Below are 12,877 nucleotides of genomic sequence, written 5' to 3' on the forward strand. Positions count from 1 at the left end.
TCCAGACGACGCCTAAGAGGAGATGAACGATGTTGTTCCACGTACGCATGGACGTGAATATCCCGGCGGATATGCCCGCCGATGTCGCGAACGAAATCAAGTCGCGCGAGAAGGCCTATTCGCAGGAACTTCAACGCAGCGGCAAGTGGCGCCATATCTGGCGCATTGCCGGCGAGTACGCCAACTTCAGCGTATTCGATGTCGAAAGCAATGCGGAACTGCACGACATTCTTATCGCGCTGCCGCTGTTTCCGTACATGAAGATTTCGGTGACGCCGTTGTGTCGCCATCCGTCGTCGGTTCGTGACAACGACGCTTGAACATGGCGGCAGGCGCCGCACAAGGCGTCTGGAGCCAGCATCACCATCCCCCAATATCGAGTGGAGACAACAATCATGAGTGTCAAAGTATTCCAGACGCAGGAAGTTCAGGCATTGCTGAAGGCCGCGGCCAACCTTGGAAGCCAGGACGGCAATGCGCGTGCGAAGGAGATCACGCATCGCCTGTTGAGCGATCTGTTCAAGGCTATCGACGACCTCGACATGACGCCCGATGAAATCTGGGCCGGCGTCAACTACTTCAACAAGCTCGGTCAGGACGGCGAGGCGGCTTTGCTGGCCGCGGGCCTCGGCCTGGAGAAGTATCTCGACATTCGCATGGATGCGGCTGACCGCGAGGCGGACATCAACGGGGGTACGCCGCGAACCATCGAAGGTCCGTTGTACGTTGCGGGCGCGACGGTGCGTGAAGGCGTCTCGAAGATCGACGTCAATCCGGATGAAGACGCTGGGCCGCTCGTCATTCGCGGCACGGTCAAAGGCCCGGACGGCAAACCCGTAGCGGACGCGGTGGTCGAATGCTGGCACGCGAACTCCAAGGGCTTCTATTCGCACTTCGACCCGACAGGCGCACAGAGCGAGTTCAATTTGCGCGGCGCAGTCAAAACGGGCGCTGACGGCAAGTACGAATTCCGCACGCTCATGCCGGTGGGCTACGGTTGTCCGCCGCACGGTTCCACGCAGCAATTGTTGAACGTTCTGGCGCGCCACGGCAATCGTCCGGCACACGTTCACTTCTTTGCGTCGAGCGACAAGTACCGCAAGCTGACGACGCAGATCAATATCGAAGGCGATCCGCTCATCTGGGACGACTTCGCTTACGCGACGCGCGAGGATCTGATTCCGCACGTCGTGGAGAAGACGGGTGGAACCGCGCTCGGACTCAAGAGCGATGCGTATAAGGAAATCGAATTCAACATCGATTTGACGCCCATGGTTCAGGGCAAGGATAACCAGATCGTCAATCGGCTTCGCGTGTCGGCTGAAGCTTGAGGGCTTAAGCGCTTCGTGTATGACCCTTCGAGGCGGCGGCGTGTCGGAATGACACGCCGCCGCTTGCGCTTTTTCTACGCGTCAACGGCCTGCGCGGTCGAACTCACCGCGCTTCGAACATCAGCCGGCGAAACCTGATGCAACTGTGCTTCCTGATCGACGAGGCTGCGTCGAAAGTGCCGGCATCCGACAGCGAGCAGGATCGCCGCAAGCGCCGCGGCCACGAGATTGACCAGCGCCATGGAGTGACCCACAGCGGCCGGTGACGCAAACACTTTGTCCGTAATGAGCGCGACGATCGTGGTTCCCGCGCCGAGCGCGATGAGGTTCGAGATCAGCAGGAAGACCGCCGAAATCTGAGCGCGCATCTGGTTGGGCGCGAGCGTCTGCATGGCGGCCGTGGAAGTCGGCATCGGAAACGAAGCGAAGAACATCGCTGCGACGAGCCACGTCAGAGATGCGCCCAACGATCCCGCTTGCGTGAACGCGACGGAAGGAATCAGCATGCAGGCCGCGCCGATCGCACCGGCGCGCATGGGCGCATCCGTTCTGCCCTTGCGCATCAGCCAGTCATTGAACCAGCCGCCGCAGAACACGCCGGTCGTGTTCGCGACCAGCAACACGGTGCCTAGCGTATAACCTGCTTCCACGGGCGTGAGCCCGAAGCGGCGCATGTAGAACGCGGGGTCCAGCTCATCAGGCAGAACAGCGTCATCGCATAGAACGAGAAGCCGAGGTAGTGACAAAAGAAAGTCTTGCGATGCGTGCCGATGAAGCGCAGTGCATCCACCGTCGATACGCGCTTCGCTTCGCCCGTGCTGTCTTTCACGAGCCCCTTGCGTTGCGGATCGCGTACCGTGAGCATGAAGATCAGCGCCACCAGCAGCCCCGGCAATCCCACGATGAAAAACGTGAGCTGCCATGCGCGCACTTCACCGACCACAGGAAGCGTGAACGTGGTCGCATGCTTGAGCAGCGCAATAACATAACCGCCGATCAGAAATGCAATGCCGCCGCCGATGAACGAGCCGAGCGAATAGATCGCGACCGCGCGGCCGAGCTTATGTTTCGGAAAGTAATCGGCGAGCATCGAATACGTTCCCGGCGAGAGCGCTGCTTCACCGACGCCGACACTCATTCGCGCGAGAAACATGTGCAGGAAGTTCTGACTGACGCCGCACGCGGCCGTGGCGACGCTCCATAGCGCGACGCCGATGGATATGATGCGCGGCCGCGCGAAGCGGTCGGCGAGATACGCGAGCGGCATGCCCATGACCGCATAGAAGAGCGAGAATGCGAAGCCGTGCAACAGACTGAACTGCGTATCGCTGAGATGCAGGTCGCGCTTGATCGGCTCGATCATCAGCGCCAGCACTTGCCGGTCGACGAATGAGAACACATAGGCAAGCATGCAGATCAAAACGACATACCACTCGTAGGTGTAGCGCTTGCGGTCGGGCTGTGTTGCGTTTGGGGCGATCATCCGTATCTCCGGTATCGATGATGTGCACGCGCCTCGTTTCTTATCGGACGCGCTGGTCGGAAAGCAGCCTACGCGAACAAATATCCCGCACATAGCGCCATGCACGCGTTGCTTTCGCCGCCTTACTGAATCCGCATGGTCGAAGCTCACGCACGCGGACGTGAAAGCCTTTTAGAACAAGCTTCACAGCGCGATCGCACCAGGCGCATGAGCTGTCATGCACCGAATCTATAAGTGTTATACGGCGCGTTTGATCGACGCTCGAATTTCGTCTTTCTAGACTCGGCCTTGTTCGCTGACCTATATGAATCGAACAATGTACTGCTCAACCATGCGACGCGATCGCATCAGGTTGTCAACGAATAACTCTGCCTGGAAGAGACGAATGACTAACTGGAAGTGGTGTGCAACGCTGCTGGGGTTGGCGGCGCTGCCTGCATTGGCGCAATCGAATGTGACGCTTTATGGACGAGTCGATACATCCATCGAATACGCGAACTTTGGTCCCGATCACGTCGTGCGAATGGGCAGCGGCAATATTTTCGCGACCAACTGGGGCTTGAAAGGCGTCGAAGACATGGGCGGCGGTTATGCCGCGATCTTCAAACTGGAAAACGGATTCAACTCGGCGAACGGACAGTTCAACAACAACGGCGCGTTATTTGGACGCGAGGCGTGGGTCGGGCTGACGGGCCCCTTCGGTGGGTTGCAGGCAGGCGAAACTTATACGATCCTGCACACTTCTTTGGTCACGTACAGCCTGCCTGGTCTGGGCGCGGGGCTTGCGTGGGGCAATGCGGCGAACAACTTCGTGGGGCCATCTTATCTGCGCGTGAACAACGCGCTGCGCTATACGTCACCGCGAATCGCCGGCTTGCTGATCCGCGCAATGGCTGCGCGTGGCGCGAACGGCGCGGCGAATCAACCCTCGACGCTCGGCGACACTTACGGCGCGGGCCTCAATTACGTGAACGCCGCGCTCTCGATCGATATCGACTACATGCAGCAGAAGTTCAGCACGTCCACTCCGGCAACGCTGACGCCAACGAGCCCGACCGGCACCGGCAACTATCTGCTCGGCGCGATCTCATACGACTTCGGCGTGATCAAGCCCTCGTTCGTATGGCTGCGCCATCGCGGCGGTCCCGATGTCGCGTCGATGATTCCGGCCACGAGCGCGAATCCGCATAACGACCTGTTCGAATTGAGCGCGACGATGCCGATAGGTCGTGCATCGCTGCTCTTGAGTTACGGGCACTATCGCAAGATCGCGGATAGCGACGGCAATGCGGACTCTTACGGATTGCGGCTCGACTATCCGCTTTCGAAGCGCACCGTTCTCTACACGGGCGCCGCCATGGTGCGCAACAACGCGCACGCGAGCTTCACGATCAACGGCGCGGCGGGCGGCGGCGTGCCGGTCGGCAAGCCGGGCGCGACGGCGAGTTCGATCGTGGCGGGCGTGATGACGGCGTTCTGAACGCCGCGGCGCGGATCAGTCGCTGGCCTCGGGCGGCACCGCGAGCCAGCTGTCGAATGGTTCGCGTGAGCCGATGCGAAACAGTTCCATCAACAGGGCACGCAGCCAGCGATGACCGGGATCGGCGTCGAAGCGACGATGCCAGTAAGCGTTGACGGACCACGTGGCGGCATCTGCGATCTCGAATGACGCGGTCTCGCCGGGCGCGGAAAACGCCTGCGCGACGGTGCGCGGCAGGATGAGCGCGTAATCGCAGCGTTGCAGGATCGCGGGCACGACCATGAAGTCGGGCACGGCCGCGCGGATGCGCGAAGTGAGGCCGTGACGTTCGAGCAGCGCCATCGACTGCGGATGCGAGGTGATCGAGATGAAGCGCAGCGCGTCAGGCGCGTTGCGTTCGAGCACGAAACCGGCATCGAGGCTGAGTCGATCCGCGACGCGGCGCGGCATCAGCAACATGTAGCGCTCGTGCAGGAGTTCGCTGCGATGAAAGTGCGGTGACGCGTGTGGAAAGTGCCCGAGGGCGAAATCGATGCGGCCTGATTCGAGCGCATCGTTGAACTGGCCTTCTTCGACATGCAAGGTTTCGATCACGACACCGGGCGCGCGATGATCGAGTTCGCGCAGCAAGGTCGGAAGGAATGCGGTCTCGGCGAAATCGCTCATATGTAGCCGAAATACGCGGCGTGCGCTCGAGGGAACGAAGAGCGCGCCTTCGTCCAGTACGTCCTGGAGGATGTCGAGCGCGCGTTCCACCGAAGCCGCGAGACGCTGCGCACGCGGCGTGGGTTCGACGCCGCCGCCGGTGCGTACGAAAAGCGCGTCGCGGAACATCAGGCGCAAGCGGCCGAGCGCATGGCTCACCGACGGCTGCGTGACGCCGAGCCGCAACGCCGCGCGCCCGACATGCCTTTCGTCGAAGACGGCGTGGAAGGTCTTCAGTAAATTGAGATCGAGGTCCTGCACGCGCAGCGCTCCGCCTTGCGACGCGCGCTGGCCGGGATCCGCGTTCGCCGCCGTGAAGTCATCCGGATCGGCTGTCAGATCGATGGCGCGGGTCATGCGGCGCGCCTCGCCGTCGCCGAGGGCAGGCAGCCGTAGCGGCGCGCATAGGCTTTCGCGAAGTGCCCGAAGCTGTTCACGCCGCACTCGATCAGCACGTCGGTCACCGCGCGCGACGGGTTGCCGCGCAGCGCGGCATGCACGGCTTCGAGACGGCGGTCGCGGATATAGGCGGCGGGCGTCGTATCGAGAAACTGGCGGAAGCCATTTTGCAGCGTACGCGGCGAGACACCGGCTTCGCGCGCGAGCGTTTCGATCGGCAGCGGGTCGCCGAGATGGACATCGATATAGTCGCGCGCACGGCGCACATGCGAAGGCAAGGGCGCGAGCGCCCCGCGTGAAAGCGCATTGCTGTAGCTGTGCGGCAGTTGCGTGAGCAATACCGTCATCAGCCATTGGGTGAGATCGCGACCGAGCACGCTCGCTTTCGCGCTCGCGTCGATCTGTCCGGACAGCGCGCACAGATAACGCAACGTGCCCTGAAACACGCTCGCGCCCGCATGCGCGCGGTGAATGGACAAATCGAACACGAGCGGCTCGCGCAATGTGGACTGCAACATCTCCGCGAGCTTGAGTTCGAGCGCCTGACGGTCGATGCGCAGCAGCAGATTGCGGCATTCGCGATCCGTGTGAATGCGCGCCGAGCGTGTAGGCGACGACACGCTCAGATCGCCCGCGCCGATGGATACGCGGTCGTTGCCCGATTCCAGTTCGCAACGGCCGGCGAGCGTCGTGCGAAACAGATATTGATCGACGAGATCGCCCGCGTCGATCGAGGTCTCGCGCCCGTAGCAAAGCTCCAGCAGACTCGCGCGATGCAGCGCGACGCCATAGAGTTCCGCGCGCATAGGACCACGCCCCGCGATCTCCATGCGGTGCGGACACAACAACTGCGCCACTTCGCGCTCGATGTCCTCGCGCGCGTGCGATGCGTCGAGCCTGTTTCGATGGTTGCGGGAGATGGCGATTTCCATGAGTGACGTCTGCAGAGCGTGCGTTGAACCAGCGTAATGATGGGCGAGACGAAATGTCCGCGCAAGAACGGAATCACCCGCATTGCGCGCGTTTCGCCGTATCTCGCGTGTTCTCGATGTTGCGCGATTTGAATCTCCGTTGCGCGTATCGATGCGTCGTGCTTTGCATGTCGGCGTAACCTCGTTTTCATTGCACAAGGAGGCTCGAAAATGAAAGTCAGCGTGTTGGGTGGTGGACACGGATGCTATGCCGCCGTGATCGACATGATCGAAAAGGGCCATGAGGTGACATGGTGGCGGCGCAATACGGCGGCGGCGGCGCGGCTGCGCGAGCTCGGCGAATTGCGCGTGAGGGATTATCGCGGCAGCCGGCGCGTGCCGGTTGGCGCGGGCGCGGGCACGATCCGCATCGTCGATGATCTGGCGGACGCGGCGAACTCGGCGTCGCTCATCGTGATCCCGTTGCCGTCGGTGACGCACGACGCGCTCGCGCCGCAACTCGCGCCGCACTTGCGCGACGGGCACGTGGTCTATCTTCCGCCGGGCACGTTCGGCAGTTACGTGTTCGCGAAGGCCATGGCGGACGCCGGCAATCGCAGCCGCGCGGCGTTTGCCGAAACCGGCACGCTGCCGTATCTCGTGCGCAAGCACGGCGAGAACGACGTCGTGATCAGCGCGTACGCGACGCGTCTGCCAACGGGCGTGTTTCCCGCCCGGGCCGCCGAATGGGCCATGCCGCTGCTGAAGGATGCGTATCCTTCCATCGAGCCGATCGAAGATGCCTTGTCGGGGGCTTTGATGAACGCCGGTCCCGTGATTCATCCGCCGCTCATCATGATGAACGCGGGCCCGCTCGAACACTTCGAATCATGGGATATCCACAATGAAGGCACGCAGCCTTCCATTCGCCGCGTGACGAGCGCGCTCGACGCCGAGCGAATGGCCGTGCGCGAGGCGCTGGGTTATGGCGCGCCGCATTTTCCGCTCGCGGATCACTACGCGAGCGAAGGCGACGAATGGATGTACGGGCGAGGCGCGCACGGCAAGCTGACCGATAGCGGCGACTGGCGCGAACATATCGATCTGAAAGCGCACCGCTACATGCTCGAAGACACCCGGCTCGGGTTGTCGTTCATCGTTTCGTGCGGGCGCTTCGCCGGGGTGCCGACGCCCGTCGCGCAGGGTTTGCTGAGCATCGCGAGCGCTGTGGCCGAGCGCGATCTGTTTGGCGAAGGACGCACGCTGGAACGCTTCGGGCTCGCCGCGCTGTCCCGCGAGGCGATGACCGCCTTGCTCAACGACGGGATCACGTCATGACGGACGCGACACAGATCGGGCATGTTCATGTCGTCGGCGCGGGGCGCATGGGGCAGGGCATCGCGCTTGCGTTCGCGTTCGCCGGCCTGCGCGCGACGCTCATCGATTTCAAGGAGCGCGACGCGATTGCGCGCGAAGCGTTCGCGCGCTCGGCGCTCGACGGAATCGCCAGGCAATTGCACGCCCAGGCGGCGCTCGGCCGTATCACCCAACAACAGGCCGACGAAGCGCTGAGCCGGATCGATATCGTGGACCGGGCGCGCGCATCGAGTACGCTCGGTCAGGCGCGCGTCGTGTTCGAAGCCGTCCCCGAAGTGCTCGATGCGAAGCGGGACGTCTTCGCGTGGCTCGGTGAGTGCGCGGACACGAGGACGATCATCGCATCGACGACCTCGACTTTCCTGGTGACCGACCTGCAGCGCATCGTCACGCATCCGGACCGGCTGCTGAACGCGCATTGGCTCAATCCCGCGCATTTGATGCCGCTCGTCGAAGTCAGCCGCAGCGACGCGACGGACGCGGGCGTGGTTTCGCAACTCGTCGAACTGCTGAAAAGGATCGGCAAGACGCCCGTCGTCTGCGCGCCCTCGGCGGGCTATATCGTTCCGCGCATCCAGGCGCTGGCCATGAACGAGGCGGCGCGCATGGTCGAGGAGGGTGTCGCCAGCGCTGAAGAGATCGACACGGCGATACGCACAGGCTTCGGCCTGCGCTTCGCGGTGCTCGGCTTGCTCGAATTCATCGACTGGGGTGGCTGCGACATTCTCTACTATGCTTCGCACTATCTTGCGAAGGAGAAAGGAGAGCGCTTCCTTCCAGCGCGGATCGTCAGCAGCAACATGCACGAATCACGCAAGGGCCTGCTCGACGGCGCGGGGTTTTACGATTATGGCGATGTGGATACGGCCGCCTATGTGAAGAGCCGGCTCGAAGCGTTCGGCCGCATGCTCGAGCATCTGGGGCTGGCGCCCGTGTTCAACGGGGCCAACGTGCCATCGGGCGCGGACGATCTCGCCGCAACGAACGCGTGCGGCGCCACGCCCGCGTCCGCCTAGCTATCGCGCCGCAAGTCCCGATCCGCGCTGCTATAAAGCGGCGCGGTCTTCCCATTGGCGATGCTGCTGCCGATCGCCTGCAAGTCGAGCGACGGAGTTTTCGCAAGCAACACATAGGCGAGCCGGTTCGCGCGCCACGTGACCGTCTTCATTTCACCGACCTGACTCGACTTCACCGGTGCATCGCTCTCGTTTTCCTCGATCACGCACAGCGCCACCGGATCGCCGCGCTCCGGCAGATACACCATCTGGATGAGCGGGCGGTCGTGGTAATTCAGGCGCTGCACGCGCTTGAACTTCAAGCCAACCTGACGCAGATCCGGAACTTCGACCGGCATGCCGTCGCGCTGATGGATATCGGCCATCACCTGTTCGGTGCTGGTTTTGTCTTCCCGGAGATTGGCGACCGTGTCGCGTCCATAGAGCACCTGGTATTCCGCCACGCTCTTCACCCAGGGATCGACACCCGGCTTCAACGGATTCACGCCGCTGAAATAGCCCGTGAGCACGCCCGAGCAAATTGCACCGGCGACGAACGCCGCAGCCGCCCATTGCATCGAAAAACGCCGGTTGCCACCGCGCGGCGCGCTGCGCTCCTGCGGCGCGCTGACGCTGACGAGCTCTTCGATGCGGCGCGTCAGGCTCTCCGGCACGGGCGGCACCGTCTGCCGGTCATACGCGGCACGATACGGCAGCACTGAGGCCTGCAACGCCGCGACCCGCTCCGCGAGTTCGTCGGAGTGCGCAATCGCTGCTTCGATTTCCCCGCGCTGCTCCGGCGAAAGCTCGCCGTCCACATAGGCCATCAGCAGCGAATCATCGACATTCATCATAAGGATTCTCCTTTTTTGGCCGACGCCGGCGCCTGCACGCTGAATTTCTGCCCGATCGTCAGCCGCGCTCGCGACAGCCTGCTCATGATCGTGCCGATGGGCACGTCGAGCACTTCGGCCGCCTCGCGATAACTCAGACCTTCGATCGCCACCAGCACCATCACGACGCGCTGCGCTTCGGGCAGGGCCTCGACGGCGTCGATCACCTGGCGATGCAGCAAATCCAGCTCCGGATTGCGCCCGGAAGGATCGGCGAACTGTTCGATTTCCTCGTCCTGCCAGTCCATGCTCCCGCGATTACGAATCGAACGGGCGCGCAATTCGTTCATCCACGTCGAATGCACGATCGAAAAGAGCCAACTCAGCGCCGACGTGCCCGGCTGAAGCTGGCTGCGCCGCTCCAGCGCCCGCACGCACGCCCGCTGAACGAGATCCTCGGCGTCGTGCGGATTCTGCGTCAACCGCAGCGCGAATCGCCAGAGCCGCGGCAATAACGTCGGCAAGACGGTCGGCAGGTCGTCGTCGTTCATCGGGGCAGCTCCTGAAATGGGCGCGCTCATGATTGACAACACTCCAGACGCGAATCTATTCCACGATTTTTTCGAGTTTTTTTGCGGAATAAGCCGGCGGGGGCGGCTGTTTTCGGGTCACGGATCGCGCATCGAAGCGCACTCGAACCACCAGAATCACGCAATAGGAGACAGATCATGGAGACCCTCCTCGACCGGGCCCGGCAGGCAGGCATGGCGGTCATGCTGGACGCGTGCATCGGACGCGAACGTTTTCATAGCATAGCCGGTTCGGCGGCGACACTCGACCGTTTTGCGCAGCTTTGCGAAAAGCCGGCCGTGAGTCGCGACACGCTCGTGAACTGGGCGGCGCTGTGCGAGCGCGGCGACACGCGGGCCGTCGCGGCGGCGATCCGGCAGGCGCTCGGCGAATGAGCCGTCGGATGAGTTCAGACTGATGCGTGGCGATAAAAAACGCGTCAAGGCATTTCAATCAATTCGCAATCCGAAGTAACGCGGGTAATCAACGGAAAGCTCGCAAACCCCGCTTCGCGAACCAACGCGACGCGAACTTACCAGTGCCGCAGGGCGCGCAATTTTTGGAGACTGAAATGGCTGTCGACATGTTTCTCAAGCTGGGCGATATCAAGGGTGAATCTCAGGCGGTGGGCCACACCGATGAGATCGATGTACTGAGCTGGTCGTGGGGATGCTCGCAGACGGGCACGACGCACACCGGCACGGGCGGCGGCACCGGGACCGCATCGGTGCAGGACCTCACGATCAGCAAGTACGTCGACAAAAGCTCGCCCACTATCGTGCAGTCGTGCTGTCAGGGCGTGCACATGCCGGAGGCCGTGCTCACGCTGCGCAAGGCGGGCGGTAACGATCCTGTCGAGTATCTGAAGATCACCCTCAAGGAAGTGCTGATCAGCCGTCACTCGGTGGGTTCCGGCGGCGGTGATCAGATCGCCGAGAACATCACGCTGAACTTCGCGCAATTCTGCGTGGAGTACCAGCCGCAGGACAACAACGGCGCGAAGAAGGGCGGCGTCGTGACCGGCAAATGGAACATCCCGAAGAACACGGCGAATTGCGACTCCGGCCCGGGCGCCAGCCCGAGCGCGAGCTCCAGCTCCAGCTCGCGTTCGTCGTCGTCGCCGCGGCCCTGATAGGCCGCCTTCCGTTCCATGCTCGTCGCGGACATCGCCATGAACCTCGCAGAAATCGAAGCCTGGCTTACCGCCCTCGCACCGGATGCCCCGTGCGGCGAGGACGAAGAGTACAGCCCCGAGTTCCGGGCGCTGGAAGAGGCGATCGCCGGCAAGCCCGACGCCCAGTATGGCGGCACCGTGATTGCCGCGACGCCGCCCGACTGGATGCTCGCCCGCAAGTTGTCGATCACCCTGCTCGAACGCACGCGCGATCTGCGGGTGGCGGTGCATTACGCGCGTTCGAGCATGGCGCGCGAGGGCTTCGCCGGTCTCGCGCGCGGCCTCGCGCTGATCGAAGGGCTGCTCGATGAGCACTGGAACGGGGTGCATCCGCAACTCGACGCCAGCGACGGCGACGATCCGACCGCGCGGGTCAATGCGCTGTCGGCGCTCGTCGATGGCGCGGGGATCGTGGGCGAACTGCGCGACGTGCCCTTTGTCGCGCCGCGTGGTCAGCGGGGTTTCGCGCTGCGCGATCTCGAAGTGCTGGCGGGCGAAGCGCCGCTTTACGAAGGCGACGAGATGCCGACGCTCGCGGCCATCGATGCAGCGTTCGCGCAGGCCGGCATCGACGAAGGGCGGGCGATGTGCGAGGCGCTTTCGTCGGCGCGGGCCTCGCTCGCGAAGATCGAGAGCGCGCTGACCGGGCGCGTGGGGCCGGCGCGCGCGCTCGATTTCGGGCCGCTCGCAAGGCCGCTCGAACGCATCGGGGAGTTCGTGGCGGCGCGGATCGCGGTGTTCGGTCCGGACACGGGGGAGCGGGGAAGCGCGATGGAGACCAGCAGCAGTGAAGAGGGCGCGGGTTTCGGTGCGTCGGCGCATGTCGCCGCCGCGACGGGACCCGCCACGCCCCGGCGCATCGCGAGCGCACGCGACGTGAGCGACGCGCTCGACGCGATCTGCGCCTACTACGCCGAATGCGAGCCGTCGAGTCCGTTGCCGGTGTTGCTGCAGCGCGCCCGCAGGCTGGTCGGCAAGAGCTTCATCGAAATCATCGAGGACGTCGCGCCGGACGGCGCGCATCAATTCAGGCATCTGGGCGGGGTCGTCTGACCCGACTCAGGCAAAACCCAAAGGAGTGGACATCGTGGCCAAGGAAAGCAGTCAGAAATTCATCGCGCGCAATCGTGCGCCGCGTGTGCAGATCGAATACGACGTCGAAGTCTACGGCTCGGAGAAGAAGGTCAATCTGCCCTTCGTGATGGGCGTGCTCGCGGATCTCTCGGGGCAGCCCGCCGAGCCGCTCGCGCCCGCCGCCGAACGCAAGTTTCTCGAAATCGACGTCGACAACTTCGACGAGCGTCTCAAGTCGATGAAGCCGCGCGTCGCGGTGCAGGTGCCGAACACGCTGACGGGCGACGGCAACGTCGCGGTCGACCTGACCTTCGAGAGCATGGACGACTTCACGCCCGCCGCGATCGCCCGCAAGGTCGAGCCGCTGCGGCAACTGCTGGAAGCGCGCACGCAACTGGCGAACCTGCTGACCTACATGGACGGCAAGACCGGCGCCGAAGCGCTGATTGCACGCCTGCTGGAAGAGCCCGCGCTGATGAAGGCGCTCGCCGCCCAGCCTCGCCCGAACGACGACGAAGCCCAACCCGCCACCGGAGCATGACACG

The 12,877-nt window shown here is 63.4% G+C and carries 13 protein-coding genes and 1 pseudogene; 9 read left to right on the forward strand and 5 right to left on the reverse strand.

Annotation, left to right across the window (positions count from 1 at the left end; genetic code table 11):
- The first annotated feature begins 29 nt into the window (after window positions 1-29).
- Window positions 30-320, forward strand: a complete 291-nt coding sequence (catC, locus tag AWB79_RS21865) for a muconolactone Delta-isomerase (RefSeq protein WP_061169520.1) — start codon at window positions 30-32, stop codon at window positions 318-320.
- Between the two features lie 75 nt (window positions 321-395).
- Entirely contained in the window at window positions 396-1,331 is a 936-nt protein-coding gene (gene catA, locus AWB79_RS21870) for a catechol 1,2-dioxygenase (RefSeq protein WP_061169521.1), read from the forward strand.
- A gap of 74 nt (window positions 1,332-1,405) precedes the next feature.
- On the opposite strand, the pseudogene AWB79_RS21875 reads toward catA, so the two are convergent.
- Window positions 1,406-2,814, reverse strand: a pseudogene (locus tag AWB79_RS21875) (spinster family MFS transporter).
- A 385-nt stretch (window positions 2,815-3,199) separates the two neighbouring features.
- Here AWB79_RS21875 and AWB79_RS21880 point away from each other — a divergent pair.
- Entirely contained in the window at window positions 3,200-4,294 is a 1,095-nt protein-coding gene (locus AWB79_RS21880) for a porin (RefSeq protein ID WP_061169522.1), read from the forward strand.
- Between the two features lie 15 nt (window positions 4,295-4,309).
- On the opposite strand, the gene AWB79_RS21885 is transcribed toward AWB79_RS21880, so the two are convergent.
- Together AWB79_RS21885 and AWB79_RS21890 are read right to left on the reverse strand one after the other, a co-directional pair.
- Window positions 4,310-5,356, reverse strand: coding sequence for a LysR family transcriptional regulator (locus AWB79_RS21885; protein WP_082862428.1), 1,047 nt, complete (start codon window positions 5,354-5,356; stop codon window positions 4,310-4,312).
- The gene (locus AWB79_RS21890) at window positions 5,353-6,330 is read right to left on the reverse strand and encodes an AraC family transcriptional regulator (RefSeq protein ID WP_061169523.1); all 978 of its coding nucleotides are present in this window, start codon (window positions 6,328-6,330) and stop codon (window positions 5,353-5,355) included. The genes AWB79_RS21885 and AWB79_RS21890 overlap by 4 nt, the downstream gene beginning before the upstream one ends.
- Window positions 6,331-6,540: 210 nt before the next feature.
- Here AWB79_RS21890 and AWB79_RS21895 point away from each other — a divergent pair, with 210 nt between their 5' ends.
- Both AWB79_RS21895 and AWB79_RS21900 read left to right on the forward strand, forming a co-directional pair.
- Entirely contained in the window at window positions 6,541-7,647 is a 1,107-nt protein-coding gene (locus AWB79_RS21895) for an NAD/NADP-dependent octopine/nopaline dehydrogenase family protein (RefSeq protein WP_061169524.1), read from the forward strand.
- Window positions 7,644-8,702, forward strand: coding sequence for a 3-hydroxybutyryl-CoA dehydrogenase (locus tag AWB79_RS21900; protein WP_061169525.1), 1,059 nt, complete (start codon window positions 7,644-7,646; stop codon window positions 8,700-8,702). The genes AWB79_RS21895 and AWB79_RS21900 overlap by 4 nt, the downstream gene beginning before the upstream one ends.
- Here the strand turns inward: AWB79_RS21900 and AWB79_RS21905 are convergent.
- Together AWB79_RS21905 and AWB79_RS21910 are read right to left on the reverse strand one after the other, a co-directional pair.
- Window positions 8,699-9,535: an anti-sigma factor family protein gene (locus AWB79_RS21905; protein WP_232470962.1), complete on the reverse strand. Its 837-nt coding sequence runs from the start codon at window positions 9,533-9,535 to the stop codon at window positions 8,699-8,701. The genes AWB79_RS21900 and AWB79_RS21905 overlap by 4 nt on opposite strands.
- Window positions 9,532-10,065 (reverse strand): RNA polymerase sigma factor, encoded by a 534-nt coding sequence (locus AWB79_RS21910; protein ID WP_061169526.1) that lies wholly within the window; start codon window positions 10,063-10,065, stop codon window positions 9,532-9,534. Before AWB79_RS21910 ends, AWB79_RS21905 begins: the two co-directional genes overlap by 4 nt.
- A 177-nt stretch (window positions 10,066-10,242) precedes the next feature.
- On the opposite strand from AWB79_RS21910, the gene AWB79_RS21915 reads away from it, so the two are divergent.
- The 4 genes from AWB79_RS21915 to tssB all read left to right on the forward strand — a co-directional run bounded on the left by AWB79_RS21915 (window position 10,243) and on the right by tssB (window position 12,873).
- Complete coding sequence (locus AWB79_RS21915) at window positions 10,243-10,479, forward strand: hypothetical protein (RefSeq protein WP_157695822.1); 237 nt, start codon at window positions 10,243-10,245, stop codon at window positions 10,477-10,479.
- A 176-nt stretch (window positions 10,480-10,655) separates the two neighbouring features.
- Window positions 10,656-11,216 (forward strand): Hcp family type VI secretion system effector, encoded by a 561-nt coding sequence (locus AWB79_RS21920; RefSeq protein WP_269767988.1) that lies wholly within the window; start codon window positions 10,656-10,658, stop codon window positions 11,214-11,216.
- Between the two features lie 39 nt (window positions 11,217-11,255).
- Entirely contained in the window at window positions 11,256-12,311 is a 1,056-nt protein-coding gene (tssA, locus tag AWB79_RS21925; protein ID WP_096031589.1) for a type VI secretion system protein TssA, read from the forward strand.
- Window positions 12,312-12,345: 34 nt separating this feature from the next.
- The gene (gene tssB, locus AWB79_RS21930) at window positions 12,346-12,873 is read left to right on the forward strand and encodes a type VI secretion system contractile sheath small subunit (RefSeq protein WP_061169566.1); all 528 of its coding nucleotides are present in this window, start codon (window positions 12,346-12,348) and stop codon (window positions 12,871-12,873) included.
- The last annotated feature ends 4 nt before the right edge of the window (window positions 12,874-12,877 follow it).

The sequence above is a fragment of the Caballeronia hypogeia genome (assembly GCF_001544875.2).
GTDB lineage: Bacteria > Pseudomonadota > Gammaproteobacteria > Burkholderiales > Burkholderiaceae > Caballeronia > Caballeronia hypogeia.

What these genes read in the sequence shown, in the direction of transcription:
- catC (WP_061169520.1), top strand. Translation starts at nt 30, where the DNA reads ATGTTGTTCCACGTACGCATGGACGTGAATATCCCGGCGGATATGCCC.
- catA (WP_061169521.1), top strand. Translation starts at nt 396, where the DNA reads ATGAGTGTCAAAGTATTCCAGACGCAGGAAGTTCAGGCATTGCTGAAG.
- AWB79_RS21880 (WP_061169522.1), top strand. Translation starts at nt 3,200, where the DNA reads ATGACTAACTGGAAGTGGTGTGCAACGCTGCTGGGGTTGGCGGCGCTG.
- AWB79_RS21885 (WP_082862428.1), bottom strand. Translation starts at nt 5,356, where the DNA reads ATGACCCGCGCCATCGATCTGACAGCCGATCCGGATGACTTCACGGCG.
- AWB79_RS21890 (WP_061169523.1), bottom strand. Translation starts at nt 6,330, where the DNA reads ATGGAAATCGCCATCTCCCGCAACCATCGAAACAGGCTCGACGCATCG.
- AWB79_RS21895 (WP_061169524.1), top strand. Translation starts at nt 6,541, where the DNA reads ATGAAAGTCAGCGTGTTGGGTGGTGGACACGGATGCTATGCCGCCGTG.
- AWB79_RS21900 (WP_061169525.1), top strand. Translation starts at nt 7,644, where the DNA reads ATGACGGACGCGACACAGATCGGGCATGTTCATGTCGTCGGCGCGGGG.
- AWB79_RS21905 (WP_232470962.1), bottom strand. Translation starts at nt 9,535, where the DNA reads ATGATGAATGTCGATGATTCGCTGCTGATGGCCTATGTGGACGGCGAG.
- AWB79_RS21910 (WP_061169526.1), bottom strand. Translation starts at nt 10,065, where the DNA reads ATGAACGACGACGACCTGCCGACCGTCTTGCCGACGTTATTGCCGCGG.
- AWB79_RS21915 (WP_157695822.1), top strand. Translation starts at nt 10,243, where the DNA reads ATGGAGACCCTCCTCGACCGGGCCCGGCAGGCAGGCATGGCGGTCATG.
- AWB79_RS21920 (WP_269767988.1), top strand. Translation starts at nt 10,656, where the DNA reads ATGGCTGTCGACATGTTTCTCAAGCTGGGCGATATCAAGGGTGAATCT.
- tssA (WP_096031589.1), top strand. Translation starts at nt 11,256, where the DNA reads ATGAACCTCGCAGAAATCGAAGCCTGGCTTACCGCCCTCGCACCGGAT.